The organism is Burkholderia sp. BCC1644, from assembly GCF_902833225.1.
Taxonomy (GTDB): domain Bacteria; phylum Pseudomonadota; class Gammaproteobacteria; order Burkholderiales; family Burkholderiaceae; genus Burkholderia.
In genome coordinates this window covers 128,162-149,188 of the sequence record NZ_CADFEI010000008.1, presented here as the reverse complement: position 1 = coordinate 149,188, position 21,027 = coordinate 128,162, and the positions used below count along the sequence as shown (strand labels likewise).

The following is a 21,027-nucleotide window of genomic DNA, read 5'->3' as shown; positions in this document are numbered from 1 at the left end:
ACGAGGGGCAAACGCCGCGACTGCGGAGAACGCCTCGTGACGAAAGCGTGTGCAAACCGCGAGCACACGCTTGCGCCATTTCCGGCCGATCGGTCCGGCCGCGCGCCGTCAGCGCTTCACGGTCGCTCCGCCGTTCCCGCCGAGATCGACTGCATAGGCCAGCGCCAGCTTGCCGAACTTCAGCGCGTGGTTCGCCTGCCGGTCCGAGTTCTCCAGCGTGTCGTTCACCGTATGGATGTACGGGCTGTCGTTCTGGTCGGCCTCGAACGGGAACGATGCCGGATAGCCCTGCGCATTCCACGACGCGTGATCCGAGCACGCATACCCGCACTGCGACGTGCCGATCGCGAGTTCCGGAAGGTAGGTCTTCGCCAGATTCGTCAAGTACGTGTTCTGCGCCGCGTTCGTGTAGTCGGTGATCAGGTAGATATCCTTCGGATCGCCCTTGTAGTTCGTCATGTCGAGCTGCAGCACGCCGACCACGTTCGCGTTCTGCGTGCGGAACTGCTTCGCGATCGCCTTCGAGCCGAGCAGGCCGGCTTCCTCGGCCGCATACCCGACGAACTTGATCGTCCGTTTCGGCCGGTAGTCGTTCGCGAGCAGCACGCGCAGCGCTTCGGTGAGACTCGCGATGCCCGACGCGTCGTCGTCCGCGCCGGGCGAGCGCGTGTTCTCCGTCGTGCGGCCGACCGTCGAATCGAGGTGGCCGCCGAGCACGATCGTGCCGGCGGCAGGATCGCTGCCGCGGATCGTCAGGATCACGGATTTCTGCGGAAAACCGGTATGCGTGAACTGCTCGACAGTGATGTCGGCGCGCGAGCCGGCCAGCTGTTTCCACTGCAGCGCAAGCCAGTCCGACGCAGCGACGCCGTGCGACGTCGTGTAGTAGCGGTTCGTGAAGCCGGACAGCGACGTGATCGTGCCGACGATGTTGCTGGCCTGCAGCTGCTGGATCCAGGTACCGATCTGCGGTGCGTTCGATACCTTGTACGCAGGCGCCGCGGCCTGTTTCGCGAGTGTCGCCGGCAACGGCTGCAGCGCCTGTCGCGCTTCGTCGAACGAGTCGTGCACGACGTAGCCGGGCCCGTGGCCGCGCGTATGGTGGACGGCATGAGCCAGCTCGCCGAGCCGTGAATCGTCGATCTCGACGACGTGGACGGTTTCGCGACGCGCGGCGCCGTCGGCCGTCTTGCCGGCGTCGACGGTCGTGCTGTATTGCGCGGTGGCGCTTGCATCGATGCGCTGAAGCTGGCGGAACGCGGTGTCGCCGAGCGTGATCCAGACGGGTGCCGCGTGAGCGGCGGCGGTCAGCAGCATGCCGCCCAGCGCGGCGCTCAGGCGGGTGAGTTTCAGAGTAGGCATGTTCGATCTCGTGAGGATGGCGATGTCGATGAAGGGAGCGCGCCGCAGGTCGTGCGCCGCGCTCCCGCCTGCTGCGGAATTACGACTTCTGCGGGACGGTCACGCCGTACGTGCAGCTCTTGTTGTACGCGTTGCCGATCGCGGTGAGCTGCGCGTTGCTGTAGCCGAGCGCGGAGGCGGCCGTCAGCACGGCCTGCGCGGCGGCCTTCTGGTTGGTCGAGCTGTTGGTCATCGACAGCCCCTTCAGGAACGCCTTGTCCATCGCCTGCGCGCCGATCGCATCGCGCGCGACGAGGTTGCACGACGCCCAGTACTGGCCGGCCGTATGGATCTCCGCGCCGCGCGCCTGCGCATACGTGCGCCCGACGTTCCAGTTGGTCACGCGGCCGCCCCAGTATTCGTTGTGGCCGTCCCAGTTGTAGACCCAGTGGTACTGCGCATCCGACGGGCTCCACTGGTTGAAGTCGCGGCTGTACGCGGCGGCGAGATAGTCGCCGGTGCCTTCCGACAAGCCTTCCTGTTGCGACAGGCCGCCGTTCGTCACCCAGTCGTGGATGCCGTGGCCGAGCTCGTGGATCACGACGTCCGCGTCTTCCGCGTCGTCGACGCCGCCCTGGCCGAAGGTCAGCCGGCCGCTGCTCGACGAGTACGACGAGTTGTCGTCGCCCGATTCGCCGTGCGGGTCGTACTGCACGCCGCCCGTGTACTGATACGGCAGCGCCTTGATGCCGAGCGTCTGGTTCACGTAACGCAGGAACGTGTCGATGTGGTAGTACGCGTTCACGGCCTCGAAATACAGGTTGCCGCGCGTGAACTCGAACGCGGGCGTCGATTGCGACGGGCATGCGTTGTCGAGCGGCGCATCGAAATCGATGCACGCCGCGTACGGGCCCGTCAGCGTGTAGCGCGAGCCGGACTGCGCGACATCCTTCAGCGTCACGCGCACGCGCGCGGCCGTGAGCTGCGTCGAATCGCCGTCGTTGTTGTCCTTGTAGCCGGTGCTGCCGTAGCTGCTCTTGGTCGGCGAAAGCGGATCGGGCCGGAACACGAAGCCGGTGCCGTCGGTCGCATAGAACGCCTTGTCCTCGGCGCGCAGCACTTCGCCGCTGCCCGAATCGATCAGCAGTTCCCAGTCGCCCTTCGGGCCGTCCTGCGGGCGGCCGCGCACCTTCCACGCGGTGTGCGTGCCGGCCTTGTCGACGAACGCGACGAGCTGCGCATCGAGATTCGTGAAGCCGCTCACGCCGAGATACGCACGGGCGCGGTCGAGCGCCTGCTGCTGGTCGACGGCCTGCGACTTGCGCGTCGTCGCGACCACGCCGTTGATCGTGTTGCTCGCGACGTACAGGATGCGGCCGTCCTTCGCGACCGTCACCGCGATGTCGCTGCCGTACACGGGCAGTCCGGCGGCCTGCTGCTGCAGGCGCACGACGGTGAAGTCGGCATCGTTGCGTTCCGACGCGACGACGAGACTCGCGAGCGCGGCCGGGTCGAGCCCGAGTTGTGTCGCCTGCGACGCGACGAAGTCGCGTGCGGTCGCGGCGGGTGTCGAGGCGGTCTTCTTGACGCGATAGGCCGGGTTGTACAGCGTGACGGCGACGCCGTCCGCGCGGTACTGCCCGGCGGCCGTATCGGCCTTCGCGGCCGGCGGCGCGACGCCGCGCGTCAGGCTTTCGCGCAGGCTCGCGGCCTGCGGGTTCGAGACTTTCGTATCGGCCAGGGTGCCGCCGACGATGCCGAAACCGAGCGCGAGACCCAGGGCGAGCGGCAATGCTTTGCGTGATGTCTGCATACGTGATCCTCATCTCAACGGTTGAACACGCCCGCGCGCTCGTGGCGCGCAGGCACGACACGGCCCGCGCGCCGGTTCGATGGAACCGGTGCGGCGAAGCGGTGTTGGGAGTGTCGACTGACTAAGGAGCCCTAAATGTCAGGTCGAAAAGAAACAGGCGGGCGAAGAGGGGGACGCGGGGGACGCGCGTGAAGGGATGCGAACGGCAGGCAGGTGCGGCGACGGCGAAGCAAGCATCGTCATGTCATACCCCTCGGATCGAATCGATATCGGTTGGCAGCCCGCCGGAATGCGGCATGCATGTCGTTAGGCTGCCTATCTAACTTTTTTTGATATGTTACAGAATATTTTCAACGACATTCCAATTTATTTTCGACGGTCGCTTCGGTTGGCAGATCAATCGCCGGCATTGTTCAGCGAGCGGCGGGAAACGCTGCCGGAACGCGTAATACCGCGCCGGATTGTGATTAAAACGCGCGACGATCAGCGCGTCGCACGCCGGTCGCTGCGCGGGCTCACGCCGAATCGCGTGCGATACGTGCGCGAGAAATGCGACGGCGATTCGAACCCGCATGCGACGCACACCGACGTGATGCTCATGTCGGTCTGCTGCAGCAGTTCGCGCGCGCGATCGAGGCGCAGGTTCAGGTAGAAGTGCGTCGGCGTGTCGTTCAGCGTCGCGCTGAACAGCCGTTCGAGCTGACGCCGCGTGATCGACACATCCTGCGCGAGCGCGTCGGAGCCGAGCGGGTTTTCCATGTGCTGCTGCATCGTGCCGATCACCTGGATCAGCTTGCGGTTGTGCACGCCGTAGCGCGCGGCGATCTCGAGCCGCTGGCTGTCCGAACGCTGCCGGATGCGGCTGACGACGAACTGCTCGGAGATGGCGGCCGCGAGGTCGGCGCCATGCCGGCGGCCGATCAGGTCGAGCATCATGTCGATCGATGCGGTGCCGCCCGCGCACGTGATGCGCCGGTCGTCGATCTCGAACAGCTCCTGCGTCGCGTTCAGGCCCGGATAGCGCTCGCGGAACGCGGCCAGCGCCTCCCAGTGCAGCGTGAGCGGTTGCGACGTGTCGAACAGCCCGGCTTCCGCGAGCACGAAGCTGCCCGTGTCGATGCCGCCGAGCGTTGCACCATGCCGGTGCTGGCGGCGCAGCCAGTCGGCGAGCGGGCGCGTGTAGCACACGAGCGGATCGAAGCCCGCGACCACGAACACCGTATCGACCTGCTCGACGTCCGCGCACGCGGCTTCGGCGGCAACCGGAATGCCGTTGCTCGCGGCGACGGGCGCGCCGTCGGCGCTGATCACGTGCCAGCGATAGAGTTCGGTGCGAAAGCGGTTCGCGACGCGCAGCGGCTCGACCGCCGACATGAAGCCGAGCGCGGAGAAGCCGGGCAGCAACAGGAAGTGGAAATCCTCGGGCATCGGGGCAGGGGATCGAATCCGGTGGTCGTCACGTATCGCCCGGGGCGGCGATCGGGCCGGCACGCGCCGGTTCGCACGCGCCGAACGGTCAGCGGAAGATTATCGCGGGTTTTGCGCGCGTCAGCGCGTTTTTGCGCCGCGCACGGAACGGCGCGCGGTGGTCGACGGCAGTTCGCCGAATTGCGCCTTGTACGCGTTCGCGAAATGACCGAGATGGATGAAGCCCCAGCGCGCGGCTGCGTCGCTGATCGGCAGATCGGCCTGCCGCGTGTCGAGCAGCATCCGCCGCACCTGCGACAGGCGCAGCGAGCGCACGTAGTGCAACGGGCTCGTCTGCACGACCGACTGGAAGCTGTTCTGCATCGTGCGCCGGCTCACGCGCAACTGCGCGCACAGGCTCAGCACGTCGATGGGCGCTTCCGGGTGCTCGATCACGTAGTCGTGCACGCGGCGCACGATGTCGGCGCGGCATGCGTGCGTGAGCCGGTTCGACGGCGCGGGCATCCGGTACGTGAGGAGATCGACGAGCACGTTGCCGACTTCGCCGCGCAACTCGCGCTGCACGCGTGCGTCGGCGTACGTATCGGGCGAGGACAGCACGCGTTCGAGCTGCGTCGCGATCTGCACGCTCGCGCGCATCAGCACGGCGGTCGGCATGTCGACGACGCCGCGCCGCAGCGTCGTATCGTCGAGCCGCACATCGGCCGCATCCTCGACCTGCTGCAGCAGCTCGGCATCGACGACGACGCCGATCAGCGACATGTCGTCGGGCGAATGTAGTTCGAACGGTGCGCCGCCGCGCGCCATCACCATCGTGCCGCGTTCGATACGCGCACCGCCGAACGCGAACGCGCCCGAGCCGGTGAGCGGCATGCCGAACACCGTATGGCCGGGCGGCAGCCGGCCGCGCTGGATGATGCGCACGTTCGCGGCTTCCTGGAACAGCTGCAGGCCGTCGAGCACCGCGTGCTTGACCGCGCTGCGGTACGAGCCCGGACCGATCTGGTCGTAGCGCTGGTTCCAGCCGCGCAGCGCCTCGGCATGCCGGTCCGCGTCGTCGAACATCTCGTGAAACACGAACACAGCGCCTCCGGGGGTATCGAGCAGGACCGCGAAAGATTAAACCGACCGCGCGGTCGGCGCAATAAGGGGGAGCGCTATTCCGCGCGCATTCTTCAGAGGGTCGGAAGGCGTGTGGCCATGAGGCTTTCACGCGCATTTCCAATATCCCGAATCGGCACGCACGCGTTGCCGGTCCTGGTGCTGACCGGATTTATTGTCGAACTACAGTCGCCCCACATTACGTGAATCCCCAACTGGAGGCGACATGAGGACAAGGCGACGAACCGCGGCGCTCGCGGCGACGCTGGCGTTCGCGGCGGCGTGGGCCGGCGGTGCGAACGCGACGGAAAAGCCCGAAGAGCTGGTCGTGCAGAAGATGCCGCCGTGGCATCCGCACGAGGTCTATATCGTCGACATCTCGATGCCGTCGATGACCGACGGGCGCATCTATGTGTACGACGCCGATGCGAAGAAGCTGCTCGGCCAGATCGACGGCGGCTTCGGCCCCGGCTTCGCGATCTCGCCGGACCATAAAACCAGCTTCGTCGCGACGACCTACTTCGCGCGCGGCTCGCACGGCACGCGCACCGACGTCGTCGAAATGACCGACAACACCACGCTCGATCACGCGGGCGAGATCGTGATTCCGCCGAAGCACGGGCAGCACGTGCCGTCGCCGTACAACACCGCGTTCAGCGCCGACGGCAAGCGGCTGTACGTCGCGAACATCACGCCGGCCGCATCGATGACGGTGATCGACGCGGTGTCGAAGAAGGTGCTGTCGGAGATCGACACGGCGGCCTGCGTGCTGGCGTATCCGTCGGGCAACGACCGCTTCACCGCGCTGTGCGAAAGCGGCAAGGCGCTGACCGTCACGCTCGACGCGAACGGCAAGGAAGCGAAGCGCACGATGTCGGACGCGTTCATCGACGTCGACAAGGATCCGGCGTTCGTGAACGCGTCGCGGTACAAGGGCGACTATCTGTTCACCACCTACGGCGGGAACGTGCGCAGCGCCGATTTCAGCGGCGACAAGGCGGCGTTCGGCAAGCCGTGGCCGCTGCTGACGGACGCCGAACGCGCCGAGGGCTGGCGCCCGGGCGGCATGCAGCAGACTGCCGTGCAGGCGAAGCAGAACCGCTACTACGTGCTGATGCACAAGGGGACCGACGGCTCGCACAAGGATCCGGGTACCCAGGTGTGGGTGTTCGACCTGAAGTCGAAGCAGCGCGTCGCGCGCTGGGATCTCGCGCAACAGAAGATCGATCCGCTCGTGTCGATCCAGGTCAGCGAGGACGACAAGCCGCTGTTCTACGGGTTGACGGCGACGTCCGACCTCGTCGTGATGGATGCGCGCACCGGCAAGCTGCAGAACGTCGAGAAGCAGATCGGCAACACGTCGTCGCTGCTCGTCAACCCGTGAGGCCGCGATGACCCTCGATCCCGTACTCGCCACCAGCGCACAGGCCGGCGCGGCCGCCGTCGTGCTGCTCGGCGCCTTCGCGAAGATGCGCCGGCCCGCCGCATTCCGGCAGGCGCTCGCCGGCTACCGGCTGCTGCCCGATGCGCTGACCGCACCCGTCGCGTTCGCGATTCCGCTCGCGGAAGCGCTCGGCGCCGCCGCGCTGCTGTTTCCCGATACGCGCACGGCCGGTGCGATCGGCCTGATCGCGCTGCTGCTGGCCTTCGCGGCCGGGCTCGCGATCAACCTGCTGCGCGGCCACACCGACATCGAATGCGGCTGTTCCGGCTTCACGGCCGTGCGCACGGACGCACCGCGCGGCATCGGCTGGCTGCACGTCGGCCGCGTGCTGCTGCTCGTCGCGCTGACCGCCACCGCGTTCGTCGAACCGGGCACGCGCGCCGTCGTGTGGTTCGACTACCTGACGCTGTTCTTCTCCGTGCTGCTGATCGTCTGCGCGCTGCTCACCGTCGACGTGCTGCTCGCCAACGTACCGCGCCTTTCCCACCTGAGGAATTCATGATGCAAACCGCTCTCACCGTTTCCACCGCCCTGCTGTGGGTGGCCGTCCTCGCGCTCGGCGCGATCTGCCTCGCGCTGGTGCGCCAGATCGGCATCCTGTACGAACGCATCATGCCGGCCGGCGCGCTGATGATCGACAAGGGGCCGGCGGTCGGCGCGATCGCGCCGACGTTCGAGCTGACCGACATTCGCGGCTCACAGGTCAAGGTCGGCGGTATCGATGCGTCGGGCAAGGCGACGCTGCTGTTCTTCCTGTCGCCGACGTGCCCGGTCTGCAAGAAGCTGCTGCCGCTGCTGCCGTCGCTGCAGGCAAGCGAATCGACGCCGGTCAACATCGTGCTCGCGAGCGACGGCGATTTCGACGAACACGCGCGCTTCGCGCAGAAGCACGACCTCGGGCGCTTCCCGTACCTGCTGTCGCAGGAGCTCGGCCTCGCATACCAGATCGGCAAGCTGCCGTACGCAGTGCTGCTCGACGAAACCGGCACGGTGCGCGCAAAGGGGCTCGTCAACACGCGCGAGCATCTCGAGAGCCTGTTCGAGGCGAAGGAGCGCGGTGTCGCATCGCTGCAGCAGTTCGTGCACGGCGATCACAGCCACGACGCGCACGCGCAGCACGCATGACCGGCCGACCCACTTACAACGTCATGGGAGAACAACGACATGGGCCTGTTTGATTCATGGTTCGAGCGGTCGGCGCGCGGCGTCGCGCAGCACAGTTCGCGGCGCAGCGCGATGGCGAAGCTCGGCAAGGTGCTGGTGGGATCGGCGCTGCTGCCGCTGCTGCCGGTCGACCGCACCGCCTACGCGGCCGATGCGGCATCGGGCGCGTCAGGCGCCGCCGCATCGGGGGCGAGCGACGACCCGATGAGCTGCGACTACTGGAAGTACTGCGCGATCGACGGCTGGCTCTGCAGCTGCTGCGGCGGCACGTCGAGCAGCTGCCCGCCGGGCACGACGCCTTCGCCGATCACGTGGATCGGCACCTGCCGCAATCCGCACGACGGTTCGGACTACATCGTGTCGTACAACGACTGCTGCGGCAAGACGTCGTGCGGCAAGTGCTTCTGCAACCGCAACGAGCGCGAGAAGCCGCTGTACAAGCTGTCGCTGAACAACGACATCAACTGGTGCATGGCGAACGGTAATTCGAATTACCACTGTTCGGTTTCGGTTCTGCTGGGAGCGGCAAAGCAATGAAAGTGAAGCAGGCAGGAAGGATCGTCTTTGCATGCATGACGGCGGTGGCGGCCTTCGCGCTGCCGGGTGCGGCTAGCGCACAGGAAACCGTGCATTACCCGGCCGGGAAAAGCCTGTTCGACGCGCAGTGCGCGGTGTGCCACCAGGCGGGCGGGAAAGGGCAGGACGGCCTCGCGCCGCCGCTGACCGAGTATCCGGGCAAGTATGCGGCGGCCGAGCCGGGGCGTGCGCAACTGGTCGCGACGCTGCTGCACGGGATGTTCGGCGAGATCAAGGTGCGCGACAAGAGCTACAACTTCAAGATGCCGTCATTCGCGAGCGCGAGCGACGACGACATCGCGCACGTGCTCAACTACGTCGTGTTCGACCTCAACGCGCAGCACGGCGACGCGAAGCCGTTCACGGCGGCCGATATCCGCGCGGCGCGTGCGAAGGAGATGGACGGCACGGCCGTGCACGCGCAACGCGCGGTAGTGATCAAGGGGCTCGGCCTGTGAACGGCGCCCGCGCGTCTCGTGCGGACGCCTCCGCGCAGGGCACGCGGGGTGCGTCGTCGTGGCTCGGCGGCATGTCGCGTCGCCTGTCGTCGTGGCTGCTGCTGGCGGGCGCTGCCGCATGTGCGGTCGCATCGCACGCGCATGCGGACGGCGTGGCCGACGCGACGCTCGCGCGGCAGCATTGGGTGCTCAACTGCATGGGCTGCCATACGGCGACGGGCGGCGGCATTCCCGGCAAGGTGCCGCCGCTCGCGAATTCGCTCGGCTATTTCACGCATCTGCCGGCCGGGCGCGAGTACGTGATGCGCGTGCCCGGCGCGTCGAACTCGGCGCTGTCGGACCAGGATCTGGCCGACGTGCTCAACTGGGTGCTCACGACGATGAACCGCGATGCGCTGCCGCGCGACTTCAAACCCTATACGGCCGCCGAAGTCGCCGCGCACCGCCGTCCCGCTTTTGCCGACGTTGCGACCGTGCGCGCCGGGCTCGTCCGCGCGTTGCAGGCGCGCGGGATCGACGGCGTCACGGATCGCTACTGACCGACTCATTCAACGAATCAAGGAAACGTGGACATGGAGACGAACGAAACCTTTCCGTTGCTCGACGCAACGCGCGCGTTCCTCGCGAAGCCAAAGAAGATGCTGATCGGCGCCGAGTGGAGCGACGCCGCGTCGGGCCGCCAGATCGACGTCGTCAACCCGGCCGACGGCACCGTGATCGCACGCGTGCCCGAAGCGGACGAACGCGACGTGCAGCAGGCGGTCGCCGCCGCGCGGCGCGCATTCGATGCGGGCCCGTGGCGCGCCGCGAAGACCACCGACCGCGAGCGGCTGCTGCTCGTGCTCGCCGACCTGATCGAAGCGAACGCGCGCGAGCTGGCCGAAATCGAATCGCTCGACAACGGCAAGCCGGTGATGGTCGCGCAGGGGCTCGACGTCGCGATGGCCGCGCAGTGCTTCCGCTACATGGCCGGCTGGGCGACGAAGATCGAAGGCAGCGTGATCGACGCCGGCATGCCGTACATGCCCGACAGCGAGATTTTCACCTATACGCGCAAGGAACCCGTCGGCGTGGTCGGCGCGATCATCCCGTGGAATTTCCCGCTGCTGATGGCGGCGTGGAAGATTGCGCCGGCGCTCGCGACCGGTTGCACGGTCGTACTGAAGCCTGCCGAAGATACGCCGCTGAGCGCACTGCGCCTGTGCGAACTGATTCAGGCGGCCGGTTTCCCGGACGGCGTCGTCAATATCGTCACCGGCTACGGTCACACGGCCGGCGCGGCGTTGTCGCGCGATCCGCGCATCGACAAGATCGCATTCACGGGTTCGACGCAGACGGGCAAGACGATCGGCCATGCGGCGCTCGACAACATGACGCGGATGTCGCTCGAACTCGGCGGCAAGTCGCCGGTGATCGTGCTGCCCGATGTCGATCTGGACAAGGCCGCGCTGGGCGTCGCGAACGCGATCTTCTTCAACCAGGGGCAGGTGTGCACGGCCGGTTCGCGTGCGTATATCCACTCGAAGGTGTTCGACGGCGTGATCGAGCGCGTCGCGAAGATCGCCGCGAGCCTGAAGATCGGCCCCGGGATGGACCCGTCGACGCAGATCGGCCCGCTCGTCTCGGCGAAGCAGCGCGAGCGCGTGTGCGGTTACATCGACTCGGGGTTCGGCGAAGGGGCGCGCGCCGCCGCGGGCGGCCGCGCGATCGACGGCCCCGGCTTCTTCGTCGAGCCGACCGTGCTGGTCGATACGACGCAGGCGATGCGCGTCGTGCGCGAGGAGATTTTCGGGCCGGTGCTCGTCGCGATGCCGTTCGACGATCTCGATACAGCCGTGCAGCTCGCGAACGACACGCCGTACGGTCTCGGCGCGAGCATCTGGTCGAACGACCTGTCGGCGATCCACAAGCTGATTCCGCGGATCGCGGCCGGCACGGTGTGGGTCAACTGCCATTCGCTGCTCGACAACGCGTTGCCGTTCGGCGGGATGAAGCAGTCGGGCTTCGGCCGTGAACTCGGCCGCGCGGTGATCGACCAGTACACGGAAAGCAAGTCGGTGATGATGAACTACGCGTGAGCGTAGTAGCGAGCGCGTGCGTGGCCGGCGTACCGGCAACGCACGCGTGCCGACAGCCGCGCCTTCACGCGCGGATCAGCACGACCCCGAGGATCAGGCACGCCGCGCCGGCAAGGCGGACCGGGCTGGCCGGATGTTGCGCGATGCCGAGCACGCCGAAGTGGTCGAACACGAGCGCGCCGGTCATCTGCCCGACGACGATCAGCGCAAGCGTCGTGGCCGCGCCCAGGCGCGGCACCATCAATATCGCGACGCCGACGAATACCGCGCCGAAGAATCCGCCGGTCCAGCTGAACCACGACCCTGCGCCGGAGACGGTGCCGCTCAGGCGCGGATGCGGCGACAGCAGCGCGATCGCCAGCATCGCGGCCAGGCCGACGAGGTAGCTGACCGACCCGGCCCACCACGGTGAACCGATCTGCGCGCGGAGGTTCGCGTTGAGCACCTGCTGCAATGCGACGCTGATGCCGGCGGCCACGACCAGCAGATAGGACAGGAGAGTAGTCACGTCGATGAACGCTCCGTACAAGTGGCCGGAACGCGGACTCCGGCACGGGAGGCTTTCATTCTGCGGAGCGCGACGGTATAACGCCAATATCGAATTCGGCGCGTATCCATCTCGTTTCGGCATGCCATCACTTCGGCAAATCCAGTATTTCCTGACCGTGGCGGATCTCGGCGGCTTCACGCCGGCCGCGGGCGCGCTCCATGTCGCGCAGTCGGCGCTCAGCCGGCAGATCGGCCAGCTCGAGGACGAACTCGGTTTCCTGCTGTTCGAGCGGGAGCCGAGGGGCGTCCGGCTGACGCCAGCCGGCGCGATCTATCGTGAACGCGTCGCGTCGATCCCGGCCACGCTGACGGCGGCTGCCGAAGAAGGCTCGCAGTTGTCGCGCGGGGAAGCCGGCGTGTTGCGGCTGCTGCATTCCAGTACCGTTCCTGTCAGCAGCCTGATGCCCGATCTCGACCGCTTCATGAGCGATTGCCCGGGCGCGCGCATCGATCTCGATCGTGCGTCATCCGAGGATCAGGTGACTGAAATCGCGAACGGGCATGCCGATGTCGGCGTCGTCCGCTTGCCGGTGCTGCGGCGCGATGCGCGCGTGCGCTTCGTCGAACTGGCGGCCGAACGCCTGTGCGTGGCGGTGCCTGCCGATCATCCGCTCGCGGGCCGCAAGCGCGTCGCGATCGCGCGATTGCGGCGGGAGCCGTTCGTGTCGGCCGTGTATCGCGAGCGGGGCGGGCTGGCGCGCGTCGTGATCGATCTATGCCTGAAACGGGGCTTCGTGCCGGCGGCGGCCCGGATCGTGTCGCCGAAGACGTCGATGCTGAATCTCGTCGCGGCCGGGCGCGGCGTGGCGATCGTGCCGGAGCGGATGGCCAGTCTCGGTATCGACGGCGCCGTGTTCGTGCCGCTTTCGGATGAAGACGCGAAGTCGGTGTGTGCGCTGGTGCTGCCGGTCGAGCCGACGGTGCTGGCGGAGGCGTTCGTGCGGGTGGCGACGGCCGGCTGAGGCGGGCGCATTGCCACCGTCACGATCCGCGCGACCTCAGACGCGGTATCCCGATTCGCGCATCAACCGGCGCGATATATCGCTGCGCGGGCCTTCCACGTCGAGTCGTGCGCGCAGCCGCGTGTCGGCCTTGCCGATCACGCCGCGGTGCATGACCGCGACGGTTGCGAAAGCGGCCACGACAAAGAGAGCGGTGAGGATCATGGGGTTCCTGGCTGGCCGGACGTGCAGAGGACGCCAGCATAGGGCCGATTCGCGGCACCCGAGGATATGTCGGAAATCTGTCAGTGTCGCCGGGGCCCAATCGAAAGCCGCACGCCGCATCGGGGCAACCCGATTTCCACCGAAACGCGCCTACAACCCCCGCGCAACAAGCCTCAAGCAAAACATAGTGGTTTCCACTCATAGTCGCAAATAGTCAAGAACAGGTCGCCGGCGGTCTTCTCGCGGCGAATATGGCTCGTTACTTTTACTCCCACGATGCAGGCCGGCGCACACTCCGCGCACCGGCTGCCGCGAGACCAACCGGGAGAAACGAACCATGAAGTCGACGAAGATCGCCGCGCTTGCCGCGGCCGTGCTGGCGACCGGCGCGTTCACGAGCGCGGCGCTGGCCGAGACCGATGCCGCGACCTGCCGCACCGTGCGTTTCGCGGATATCGGCTGGACCGACATCACGTCGACCACGGCGCTCGCGTCGACCGTGTTCGAGGCGCTCGGCTACAAGCCGACCACGACGATCGCGTCGGTGCCGATCTCGTTCGCCGGTCTCAAGAGCAAGCAGCTCGACGTGTCGCTCGGTTACTGGTGGCCGGTGCAGCAGAAGCAGCTGCAGCCGTTCCTCGACAGCAAGTCGATCAACGTCGTCGAACCGCCGAACCTGTCCGGTGCGAAGGCGACGCTCGCGGTGCCGAGCTACGAATACCAGGCCGGCCTGAAGACCTTCGAGGACATCGCGAAACACCGCGCGGAACTCGACGGCAAGATCTACGGGATCGAGCCGGGCAGCAGCGCGAACGCGACGATCCAGAAGATGATCGACACGAACCAGTACGGGCTCGGCGGCTTCAAGCTCGTCGAGTCGAGCGAGGCCGGGATGCTGGTGACGGTCGAGCGCGCGATCCGCGAGAAGAAGTGGGTCGTTTTTCTCGGCTGGGAGCCGCACCCGATGAACATCCAGCTCAGCATGAACTACCTGTCCGGCGGCGACGCGTCGTTCGGGCCGAACTACGGTGAAGCGCGCGTGTACACGCTGACGGCGCCCGACTTCATTTCGCGCTGCCCGAACGCGGGCAAGCTCGTCACGAACCTGCGCTTCTCGACGCAGCTCGAGAACCAGCTGATGCAGTCGGTGATGAACAAGACGAAGCCGGCCGAGGCCGCGAAGGCCTACCTGAAGAAGAATCCGCAGGTGCTCGATCCGTGGCTCGCGGGCGTCAAGACGTTCGACGGCAAGGACGGCCTGCCTGCCGTGAAGGCGTATCTCGGCCTGTGACGGCCGGCGCCCGCGCCACCCCTGCAATGCGACACAACCCGAATCAAGCGAGGCACCCAGCATGAACCACGAAGTCATCATCACCTGCGCCGTCACCGGCGCGGGCGATACGGTCGGCAAGCATCCGGCGATTCCGGTCACGCCGAAGGAAATCGCGGCAGCCGCGATCGAAGCCGCGAAGGCTGGCGCCACCGTCGCGCACTGCCACGTGCGCGATCCGCAGACGGGCCGCGGCAGCCGCGACCCGAACCTGTACCGCGAAGTGGTCGACCGCATCCGCTCGGCCGACGTCGACGTGATCATCAACCTGACGGCCGGCATGGGCGGCGATCTCGAGATCGGCCCGGGCGAAGACCCGATGCGCTTCGGCAAGGGCACCGACCTGGTCGGCGGCCTCACGCGCCTCGCGCACGTCGAGGAGCTGCTGCCCGAGATCTGCACGCTCGACTGCGGCACGCTGAATTTCGGCGACGGCGATTACATCTACGTGTCGACGCCCGCGCAACTGCGCGCCGGCGCGAAGCGCATCCAGGAACTCGGCGTGAAGCCGGAACTGGAGATCTTCGATACGGGCCATCTGTGGTTCGCGAAGCAGCTGCTGAAGGAAGGGCTGCTCGACGATCCGCCGCTGTTCCAGCTTTGCCTCGGCATTCCGTGGGGCGCGCCGGCCGATACGGGCACGATGAAGGCGATGGTCGACAACCTGCCGCCGGGCGCGCACTGGGCCGGTTTCGGGATCGGCCGCATGCAGATGCCGATGGTCGCGCAGGCGATGCTGCTCGGCGGCCACGTGCGCGTGGGCCTCGAAGACAACATCTGGCTCGATCGCGGTGTGCATGCGACCAACGGCACGCTCGTCGAACGCGCCCGCGAGGTCATCGAACGGCTCGGCGGCCGCGTGCTGACGCCGGCCGAAGGCCGCCGCAAGCTCGGCCTGCCGGCGCGTGGCGAGCGTCCGCTCGAACGTCGTGCGATCGCCGAATTCGCGTGAGTTCTTTCGCTGACTGATACGACACGGCGGCAGGCGCACGGGCGCGGCCGCCCACCGATTTCCCCTGATTTGAAGGATGCGTTGACATGGCTGTGAAGACCGACATCAAGACGTTCGCCGCCATCGGCACCGGCGTGATCGGCAGCGGGTGGATTTCCCGTGCGCTGGCGCACGGTCTCGACGTGGTCGTATGGGACCCCGCGCCGGGCGCGGAAGAGCGGCTGCGCGCGAACGTCGCGAACGCGTGGCCCGCGCTCGAACGCGTCGGCCTCGCGCCGGGCGCCGACCCCGCACGGCTGCGCTTCGTCGAGACGATCGAGGCGTGCGTCGCCGATGCCGATTTCATCCAGGAAAGCGCGCCCGAGCGTGAGGCGCTGAAGCTCGAACTGCACGAACAGATCAGCCGCGCGGCGAAACCCGATGCGATCATCGCGTCGTCGACGTCGGGGCTGCTGCCGACGGATTTCTATGCGCGGGCGACGCATCCGGAGCGCTGCGTGGTCGGCCACCCGTTCAATCCCGTCTACTTGCTGCCGCTCGTCGAGGTGCTCGGCGGCGCGCGCACGTCGCCGGAAGCCGTGGAGGGCGCGATGGAGATCTATCGCAAGCTCGGCATGCGGCCGCTGCACGTGCGCAAGGAGGTGCCGGGCTTCATTGCCGATCGCCTGCTCGAAGCGTTGTGGCGCGAGGCGCTGCACCTGGTCAACGAAGGCGTCGCGACGACCGGCGAGATCGACGATGCGATCCGTTTCGGCGCGGGCATCCGCTGGTCGTTCATGGGCACGTTCCTGACCTACACGCTGGCCGGTGGCGACGCGGGCATGCGACACTTCATGCAGCAGTTCGGCCCTGCGCTCGAACTGCCGTGGACAAAGCTGGTCGCGCCGACGCTGACCGACGCGCTGATCGACAGCGTCGTCGAAGGCACGACCGAACAGCAGGGTACGCGCAGCATCAAGGAGCTCGAACGCTATCGCGACGAGTGCATCACCGAGGTGCTGAAATCGATCGCCGCGGTGAAGGCGCGGCACGGGATGCGATTCGAGGATTAAAGGACAGGCGATGACCGGCGATACCCCGCTGACGATTTACCGCGACGTGGTGCGGCCCGAATGGGTCGACTACAACGGCCACCTGCGCGATGCGTTCTACCTGCTGATCTTCAGCTTCGCGACCGATGCGTTGCTCGATCGCATCGGGCTCGACGACGCCGCGCGTCGCGAGCGGGGGCGCTCGGTCTACACGCTCGAAGCGCACGTGAACTACCTGCACGAGATCAAGGAAGGCACGCAGGTGCGCGTCGATGCGCGCGTGCTCGCGCACGACGCAAAGCGGCTGCACCTGTATCTCGAACTGTTCGCGCAAGGGCATGACGACGCGGTATCGGCGAGCGAGCAGATGCTGCTGCACGTCGATACGCGCGACGGTGCGAAATCGGCGCCGTTCGACGAAGACGTGGCCGCGCGCGTGGCGGAGCTGCATGCGTTGCAGCCCGATTGCGCGGCGCCTGCGTATGCGGGCCGCGTGATCGGTTTGCCGCCGCGCCGCTAGCGGCGATCGATGCACTTTTTGCCTTGCAACTTTTGACTGCGGAGCGCGCACGATGCTCGAACCGGAAATCGCGGCGTTCGTCGCAGCCGTCGACGCGTGGTATCCGGCCGATGCGGCGGCGCGCTCGCCCGACGAGCAGCGCCGCTTCTACGACCGCTTCGCGGCCGAATGGACGCCGGCCGCGTTGCCGGCCGGCATCGTGCAGCAGGACGCCGTATGGCACGCGCCGGACGGGCGCGCGATCGCGCTGCGACGCTACACGTCCGCACACCGCGCATCGCGCGGGACGGTGCTGTTTTTTCATGGCGGCGGCTTCGTCGTCGGCTCGCTCGACAGTCATGCGCTGATCACGGCGCAACTGGCGGCCGACACGGGGCTCGACGTGATCGCCGTCGACTATCGTCTGGCGCCCGAACATCGCGCGCCGGCCGCGCTCGAAGATTGCCTGGAAGTCACGCGTGCCGCGCGCGACGCACGCTGGCCGTTCGGGCCGTGCGTGCACCCGTTGACGCTCGCGGGCGACAGTGCGGGCGGGATGCTCGCGGCGGCCGTGGCCACCGCGCTGCGCGATGCGGGCGAACGCAACGTCGACGGCATCGCGCTCGTCTATCCGATGCTCGGCTTCGAACCGCAATCGCCCGCCCGCGAAACGGAAGCGCACGCGCCGATGCTGACGCTCGACGACGTGCATCGCTATCGCGAACTGTACTGGGATGGTGACTTGTCGGACGTGCTGCTGAACGCCGACCCGCTGTTGCGCGCGTCGGCGCCGCTCGAAGCGGTGCGTTTCGACGGCTTGCCGCCGGTGCTCGCGATCGGCGCGGAACACGACCCGCTGCGCGACGACGCACGCGTATACGTCGAACGAATTCGCGCGGCCGGCGGGGTCGCGCATGACTGGATGGGAGAAGGACTGGTGCACGGCTGCTGGCGCGCGCTCGGGACGAGCCCGCAGGCCGCACGCATGCATCGGATGGTCGGCGGTTTTTTGCTCGCACCACACGCGTAGCGGGCGTTTCCGGGAGGCAACGATGCAGGCAGCAGTGCAACACCGTATCGAGGACTGGCGGACGTTTTCGGCCGACGCGGCCATCGCGGCGGCGACGATCGGCAATGGCGCGGTGAACGTCGAGTGGAGCGACGCGCGACGATCGCCGTTCCATTTCGACTGGCTGCGCGACAACTGCCCGTGTTCCGCGTGCGTGCATGCGCTCACGCGCGAGCAAGTGTTCGAGATTGCCGATGCGCGCGAGGATCTGTCGGCGCTTACCGTGCAGGTCGACGCCGACGGTGCGCTGCATGTCGAGTGGAACGATGGACATCGCAGCGCGTGGTCGCCGGGCTGGTTGCGGGCGCATGCGTACGACGATGCGTCGCGTGCGGAGCGTCTGGCCGCGCACGGGCGGCACGTGTGGGCCGGCGACGATGCAACGGCGATCGGCGTATTCGCGTGGCGCGACGTGATGGAGGACGACGGTGCGCTGCTCGCCTGGCTCGCCGCGCTGCAGCGCACGGGGCTCACGCTCGTCGAAGGCGTGCCGGCCGAACGCGGCCGCGTCGACGAGATTGCGCGCCGCATCGGCCTGATCCGCGAAAGCAATTTCGGAGTGCTGTTCGACGTCGAATCGAAACCGCGCCCGGACAGCAATGCGTATACGTCGCTGAACCTGCCGCCGCATACCGACCTGCCGACACGCGAGTTGCAGCCGGGCGTGCAGTTCCTGCATTGCCTGGCCAACGAAGCGACGGGCGGCGACAGCATCTTTCTCGATGGTTTTGCGCTCGCCGATGCGCTGCGGCGCGAGCATCCGGCCGATTTCGAACAACTGGCGTCGACGCCGTTCGAGTTCTGGAACAAGAGCGCGAACAGCGACTACCGCTGTTCGGCGCCGGTGATCGGGCTCGATGCGCGCGGCAACGTCACGGAAGTGCGCGTCGCGAACTTCCTGCGCGGGCCGCTCGATGCGCCGGCCGGCTCGGTCGCGGCCGTCTATCGCGCGTACCGGCGGTTCCTCGCGCTCGCGCGCGAGCCGCGCTTCCGTGTCCACCGCCGGCTGCGGGCGGGCGACATGTGGGCGTTCGACAACCGGCGCGTGCTGCATGCGCGTACCGAGTTCGATCCGTCGACCGGCCGCCGGCACCTGCAGGGCTGTTACGTCGACCGCGACGAGTTGCTGTCGCGCTGGCGCGTGCTGTCGCGATCGGCGCCTGCCACGGCCGCGGCGCGCTGATCGGCGCACCCGGCTTCATCACGCATACCCGACCAGGAAAAAGCACCCGGACGCACAGCGCCCGGGCGAAGCCACCCGCTACCGGGCGGCGGAGGTATGCGTTTCATAAAAAAAGACGAGCCCCGCGAAGGGGCTCGTCCTGACTGCCTTGCTTCATCGCGCGACGCGCGGCGCCCGCCGGGGGCGCTTCGGCTTACTGGCCGAAGAAGATCGAGTCGCGTGCGTTCGACGATGCGGCTGCCGGGGCGCCCGAGTGGACGAGCGGAGCCGGCTGTGCGCCGTAGCCGCTGGTGTCGGCACCATGAACACGCGCTTCGGCGCTCTGGATGTCGTTCGGGTAGTACGGGCTCGACACGCCCGGCTTGTAGCCGGCTTGTTCGAGCTGGACCAGTTCGCCGCGCACCTGGGCGCGGGTCACGGTGCTTTGAGCGAATGCGCCGAACGAAGCGGACAGGGCGACAGCGGCAACGACTGCGGAAACGAGCGATTTCATGGTGACCTCCGGGTGTTTTATTGAGTTCGCTTTCGACTCCATGTCTTAAGCGATTGATCAAATCTTAGTCACCGGAGGGTTCAGGGTAAACGCTGAATTTGACGATAGATTGTTTCCTGCGCGGTAACAGTGGCGCGGCGAATCAGTCTTTCAACGGCCTTTCTTTTCGGTCCGCGCAATAAGTATGAAGAATATTGCAGGCGGCGGCGCGCGGTTCAGCGTGCTTCGGCCGCCGTGTCGAACGGCCGGCCCGGCGCGCGTCCGGCCGGCGCGCCCGAGCTGAGGAAGCGCACGCCCGTCGCGGCTTCCGATGCCTCCCACAGCAGCGCCGCCGACGCCACGTCGCGCGCCGAGCGCGGCACGCTCGCGGGCGCCGGCAGCCCGCGCGACTCGAACCAGCCGGATGGCCCGAGGTACGCACCACCGGCGAGATCGGGCGACGTAGCCGCATGAATCGCGGGCAGCGCACCCTGGTCGGCCGGCTGCGCAAGATAACGGTTCGCCGCGCGCATCAACGCGGCGCGCGCGGGCGAGCTGTCCATCGCGGGGCCCGCGAACTGCAGGTTGGTCGCCGCGTAGCCGGGGTGCGCGGCCACGCTGATTCCCGCGAACGCCGCGCGCTCGAAACGGCGCTGCAGCTCGATCGCGAACACGAGGTTCGCGAGCTTGCTGTCGCAATAGGCGAGATAACGGTTGTAGCGGTGCTCGCCGCGCAGGTCGTCGACGCGAATCCGGCCGCCTCGGTTGAAACCGCTCGACATCGTCACGACGCGCGCGCGCCGTGCGGCGCGCAACGCGGGCAGCAGATGGCCGGTCAGCGCGAAATGGCCGAGGTGGTTGGTGCCGAACTGCATCTCGAAGCCGTCGTGCGTGTGGCGCAGCGGCAGGAACATCACGCCGGCGTTGTTGCAGAGGATGTCGACGCGGCCGTGGCGTTCGGCGATGGTGCCCGCAAAGCGTTCGATCGACGCGAGATCGGCGAGGTCGAGTGGATCGACTTCGACACGAGCATCGGGGTGGAGTTGGCGGATCGCATCGGCCGCCTGGGTGGCGCGCACGGCGTCGCGGCAGCCCATCACGACCGTCGCGCCTTTCGCGGCCAGCGTTTCCGCGAGCTGCCAGCCGAGACCGCTGTTGGCGCCGGTCACGACCGCGACCTTGCCGCCCTGCGCCGGGACGTGGCGCGCGCTCCATGCATGCATGTCTGTCTCCATCGGCACGACCGAGCGGCCGCGACACGTAATCGTTACATTGAGTGATGTAACGATAGTGCGGGCGGACGTGACAGACAAGCGGGGGAATTAGACCGGCGCTTCTAGGGCGGGTGCCGTGCGTGGCGCGGCGTGCCTCGG

General features: G+C 67.5%; 22 protein-coding genes. 14 read left to right on the top strand and 8 right to left on the bottom strand.

What is annotated here, in order from left to right; genetic code table 11:
- Positions 1 to 108: 108 nt before the first annotated feature.
- The 4 genes from HWX87_RS17920 to HWX87_RS17905 form a co-directional block, all read right to left on the bottom strand.
- Positions 109 to 1,362, bottom strand: a complete 1,254-nt coding sequence (locus HWX87_RS17920) for a M20/M25/M40 family metallo-hydrolase (protein ID WP_176048359.1) — start codon at positions 1,360 to 1,362, stop codon at positions 109 to 111.
- 79 nt (positions 1,363 to 1,441) lie between these two features.
- Complete coding sequence (locus HWX87_RS17915; RefSeq protein WP_176048358.1) at positions 1,442 to 3,154, bottom strand: M36 family metallopeptidase; 1,713 nt, start codon at positions 3,152 to 3,154, stop codon at positions 1,442 to 1,444.
- A 483-nt stretch (positions 3,155 to 3,637) separates the two neighbouring features.
- Positions 3,638 to 4,582 (bottom strand): GlxA family transcriptional regulator, encoded by a 945-nt coding sequence (locus HWX87_RS17910; RefSeq protein WP_176048357.1) that lies wholly within the window; start codon positions 4,580 to 4,582, stop codon positions 3,638 to 3,640.
- A gap of 120 nt (positions 4,583 to 4,702) precedes the next feature.
- A complete protein-coding gene (locus HWX87_RS17905) occupies positions 4,703 to 5,665 on the bottom strand; it encodes a helix-turn-helix domain-containing protein (RefSeq protein ID WP_176048356.1) in 963 nt (320 codons plus the stop codon).
- A gap of 244 nt (positions 5,666 to 5,909) precedes the next feature.
- On the opposite strand from HWX87_RS17905, the gene HWX87_RS17900 reads away from it, so the two are divergent.
- The 7 genes from HWX87_RS17900 to HWX87_RS17870 all read left to right on the top strand — a co-directional run bounded on the left by HWX87_RS17900 (position 5,910) and on the right by HWX87_RS17870 (position 11,403).
- Positions 5,910 to 7,067 carry an amine dehydrogenase large subunit gene (locus HWX87_RS17900; RefSeq protein WP_176048355.1) on the top strand — a complete coding sequence of 386 codons (1,158 nt, stop codon included), beginning with the start codon at positions 5,910 to 5,912 and terminating at the stop codon, positions 7,065 to 7,067.
- A 7-nt stretch (positions 7,068 to 7,074) separates the two neighbouring features.
- Entirely contained in the window at positions 7,075 to 7,629 is a 555-nt protein-coding gene (locus HWX87_RS17895) for a MauE/DoxX family redox-associated membrane protein (protein ID WP_176048354.1), read from the top strand.
- On the top strand, positions 7,626 to 8,252 hold the full coding sequence (gene mauD, locus HWX87_RS17890) for a methylamine dehydrogenase accessory protein MauD (protein ID WP_176048353.1): 627 nt from the start codon (positions 7,626 to 7,628) through the stop codon (positions 8,250 to 8,252). The genes HWX87_RS17895 and mauD overlap by 4 nt, the downstream gene beginning before the upstream one ends.
- A 39-nt stretch (positions 8,253 to 8,291) precedes the next feature.
- Complete coding sequence (locus tag HWX87_RS17885) at positions 8,292 to 8,828, top strand: methylamine dehydrogenase light chain (RefSeq protein ID WP_176048352.1); 537 nt, start codon at positions 8,292 to 8,294, stop codon at positions 8,826 to 8,828.
- Complete coding sequence (locus HWX87_RS17880) at positions 8,825 to 9,325, top strand: cytochrome c (RefSeq protein ID WP_176048351.1); 501 nt, start codon at positions 8,825 to 8,827, stop codon at positions 9,323 to 9,325. Before HWX87_RS17885 ends, HWX87_RS17880 begins: the two co-directional genes overlap by 4 nt.
- A 71-nt stretch (positions 9,326 to 9,396) precedes the next feature.
- The gene (locus tag HWX87_RS17875; RefSeq protein ID WP_176048535.1) at positions 9,397 to 9,864 is read left to right on the top strand and encodes a cytochrome c; all 468 of its coding nucleotides are present in this window, start codon (positions 9,397 to 9,399) and stop codon (positions 9,862 to 9,864) included.
- Positions 9,865 to 9,897: 33 nt separating this feature from the next.
- Complete coding sequence (locus HWX87_RS17870; RefSeq protein ID WP_176048350.1) at positions 9,898 to 11,403, top strand: aldehyde dehydrogenase family protein; 1,506 nt, start codon at positions 9,898 to 9,900, stop codon at positions 11,401 to 11,403.
- Between the two features lie 64 nt (positions 11,404 to 11,467).
- Here the strand turns inward: HWX87_RS17870 and HWX87_RS17865 are convergent, their stop codons facing one another.
- Positions 11,468 to 11,911, bottom strand: coding sequence for a DMT family transporter (locus HWX87_RS17865; protein ID WP_176048349.1), 444 nt, complete (start codon positions 11,909 to 11,911; stop codon positions 11,468 to 11,470).
- 121 nt (positions 11,912 to 12,032) lie between these two features.
- Here HWX87_RS17865 and HWX87_RS17860 point away from each other — a divergent pair, with 121 nt between their 5' ends.
- Positions 12,033 to 12,914, top strand: coding sequence for a LysR substrate-binding domain-containing protein (locus HWX87_RS17860; RefSeq protein WP_176048348.1), 882 nt, complete (start codon positions 12,033 to 12,035; stop codon positions 12,912 to 12,914).
- Between the two features lie 36 nt (positions 12,915 to 12,950).
- Here HWX87_RS17860 and HWX87_RS17855 read toward each other — a convergent pair whose 3' ends face one another.
- The gene (locus HWX87_RS17855; protein ID WP_176048238.1) at positions 12,951 to 13,118 is read right to left on the bottom strand and encodes a hypothetical protein; all 168 of its coding nucleotides are present in this window, start codon (positions 13,116 to 13,118) and stop codon (positions 12,951 to 12,953) included.
- 337 nt (positions 13,119 to 13,455) lie between these two features.
- Here HWX87_RS17855 and HWX87_RS17850 point away from each other — a divergent pair, with 337 nt between their 5' ends.
- The 6 genes from HWX87_RS17850 to HWX87_RS17825 all read left to right on the top strand — a co-directional run bounded on the left by HWX87_RS17850 (position 13,456) and on the right by HWX87_RS17825 (position 19,182).
- A complete protein-coding gene (locus HWX87_RS17850; RefSeq protein WP_176048347.1) occupies positions 13,456 to 14,409 on the top strand; it encodes a choline ABC transporter substrate-binding protein in 954 nt (317 codons plus the stop codon).
- Between the two features lie 61 nt (positions 14,410 to 14,470).
- Complete coding sequence (locus tag HWX87_RS17845; protein ID WP_089448200.1) at positions 14,471 to 15,400, top strand: 3-keto-5-aminohexanoate cleavage protein; 930 nt, start codon at positions 14,471 to 14,473, stop codon at positions 15,398 to 15,400.
- Between the two features lie 86 nt (positions 15,401 to 15,486).
- Complete coding sequence (locus HWX87_RS17840; protein ID WP_021161453.1) at positions 15,487 to 16,452, top strand: L-carnitine dehydrogenase; 966 nt, start codon at positions 15,487 to 15,489, stop codon at positions 16,450 to 16,452.
- A gap of 10 nt (positions 16,453 to 16,462) precedes the next feature.
- The gene (locus HWX87_RS17835) at positions 16,463 to 16,951 is read left to right on the top strand and encodes a thioesterase family protein (RefSeq protein ID WP_176048346.1); all 489 of its coding nucleotides are present in this window, start codon (positions 16,463 to 16,465) and stop codon (positions 16,949 to 16,951) included.
- 52 nt (positions 16,952 to 17,003) lie between these two features.
- Positions 17,004 to 17,960 (top strand): alpha/beta hydrolase, encoded by a 957-nt coding sequence (locus HWX87_RS17830; RefSeq protein ID WP_176048345.1) that lies wholly within the window; start codon positions 17,004 to 17,006, stop codon positions 17,958 to 17,960.
- Positions 17,961 to 17,982: 22 nt separating this feature from the next.
- Positions 17,983 to 19,182 (top strand): TauD/TfdA family dioxygenase, encoded by a 1,200-nt coding sequence (locus HWX87_RS17825; protein WP_176048344.1) that lies wholly within the window; start codon positions 17,983 to 17,985, stop codon positions 19,180 to 19,182.
- 193 nt (positions 19,183 to 19,375) lie between these two features.
- Here HWX87_RS17825 and HWX87_RS17820 read toward each other — a convergent pair whose 3' ends face one another.
- Together HWX87_RS17820 and HWX87_RS17815 are read right to left on the bottom strand one after the other, a co-directional pair.
- A complete protein-coding gene (locus tag HWX87_RS17820) occupies positions 19,376 to 19,675 on the bottom strand; it encodes a DUF4148 domain-containing protein (protein WP_176048343.1) in 300 nt (99 codons plus the stop codon).
- 215 nt (positions 19,676 to 19,890) lie between these two features.
- Positions 19,891 to 20,877: an oxidoreductase gene (locus HWX87_RS17815; protein WP_176048342.1), complete on the bottom strand. Its 987-nt coding sequence runs from the start codon at positions 20,875 to 20,877 to the stop codon at positions 19,891 to 19,893.
- Between the last annotated feature and the right edge of the window lie 150 nt (positions 20,878 to 21,027).

Excerpts from the sequence above, each read along its gene's own strand:
- HWX87_RS17840 (WP_021161453.1), top strand. The coding sequence starts at position 15,487 with ATGGCTGTGAAGACCGACATCAAGACGTTCGCCGCCATCGGCACCGGC.
- HWX87_RS17855 (WP_176048238.1), bottom strand. The coding sequence starts at position 13,118 with ATGATCCTCACCGCTCTCTTTGTCGTGGCCGCTTTCGCAACCGTCGCG.
- HWX87_RS17920 (WP_176048359.1), bottom strand. The coding sequence starts at position 1,362 with ATGCCTACTCTGAAACTCACCCGCCTGAGCGCCGCGCTGGGCGGCATG.
- HWX87_RS17860 (WP_176048348.1), top strand. The coding sequence starts at position 12,033 with ATGCCATCACTTCGGCAAATCCAGTATTTCCTGACCGTGGCGGATCTC.
- HWX87_RS17870 (WP_176048350.1), top strand. The coding sequence starts at position 9,898 with ATGGAGACGAACGAAACCTTTCCGTTGCTCGACGCAACGCGCGCGTTC.
- HWX87_RS17875 (WP_176048535.1), top strand. The coding sequence starts at position 9,397 with ATGTCGCGTCGCCTGTCGTCGTGGCTGCTGCTGGCGGGCGCTGCCGCA.
- HWX87_RS17825 (WP_176048344.1), top strand. The coding sequence starts at position 17,983 with ATGCAGGCAGCAGTGCAACACCGTATCGAGGACTGGCGGACGTTTTCG.
- HWX87_RS17850 (WP_176048347.1), top strand. The coding sequence starts at position 13,456 with ATGAAGTCGACGAAGATCGCCGCGCTTGCCGCGGCCGTGCTGGCGACC.
- HWX87_RS17880 (WP_176048351.1), top strand. The coding sequence starts at position 8,825 with ATGAAAGTGAAGCAGGCAGGAAGGATCGTCTTTGCATGCATGACGGCG.
- HWX87_RS17830 (WP_176048345.1), top strand. The coding sequence starts at position 17,004 with ATGCTCGAACCGGAAATCGCGGCGTTCGTCGCAGCCGTCGACGCGTGG.
- HWX87_RS17835 (WP_176048346.1), top strand. The coding sequence starts at position 16,463 with ATGACCGGCGATACCCCGCTGACGATTTACCGCGACGTGGTGCGGCCC.
- HWX87_RS17820 (WP_176048343.1), bottom strand. The coding sequence starts at position 19,675 with ATGAAATCGCTCGTTTCCGCAGTCGTTGCCGCTGTCGCCCTGTCCGCT.
- HWX87_RS17910 (WP_176048357.1), bottom strand. The coding sequence starts at position 4,582 with ATGCCCGAGGATTTCCACTTCCTGTTGCTGCCCGGCTTCTCCGCGCTC.
- HWX87_RS17900 (WP_176048355.1), top strand. The coding sequence starts at position 5,910 with ATGAGGACAAGGCGACGAACCGCGGCGCTCGCGGCGACGCTGGCGTTC.
- HWX87_RS17815 (WP_176048342.1), bottom strand. The coding sequence starts at position 20,877 with ATGCATGCATGGAGCGCGCGCCACGTCCCGGCGCAGGGCGGCAAGGTC.
- HWX87_RS17845 (WP_089448200.1), top strand. The coding sequence starts at position 14,471 with ATGAACCACGAAGTCATCATCACCTGCGCCGTCACCGGCGCGGGCGAT.
- HWX87_RS17885 (WP_176048352.1), top strand. The coding sequence starts at position 8,292 with ATGGGCCTGTTTGATTCATGGTTCGAGCGGTCGGCGCGCGGCGTCGCG.
- HWX87_RS17915 (WP_176048358.1), bottom strand. The coding sequence starts at position 3,154 with ATGCAGACATCACGCAAAGCATTGCCGCTCGCCCTGGGTCTCGCGCTC.
- HWX87_RS17895 (WP_176048354.1), top strand. The coding sequence starts at position 7,075 with ATGACCCTCGATCCCGTACTCGCCACCAGCGCACAGGCCGGCGCGGCC.
- mauD (WP_176048353.1), top strand. The coding sequence starts at position 7,626 with ATGATGCAAACCGCTCTCACCGTTTCCACCGCCCTGCTGTGGGTGGCC.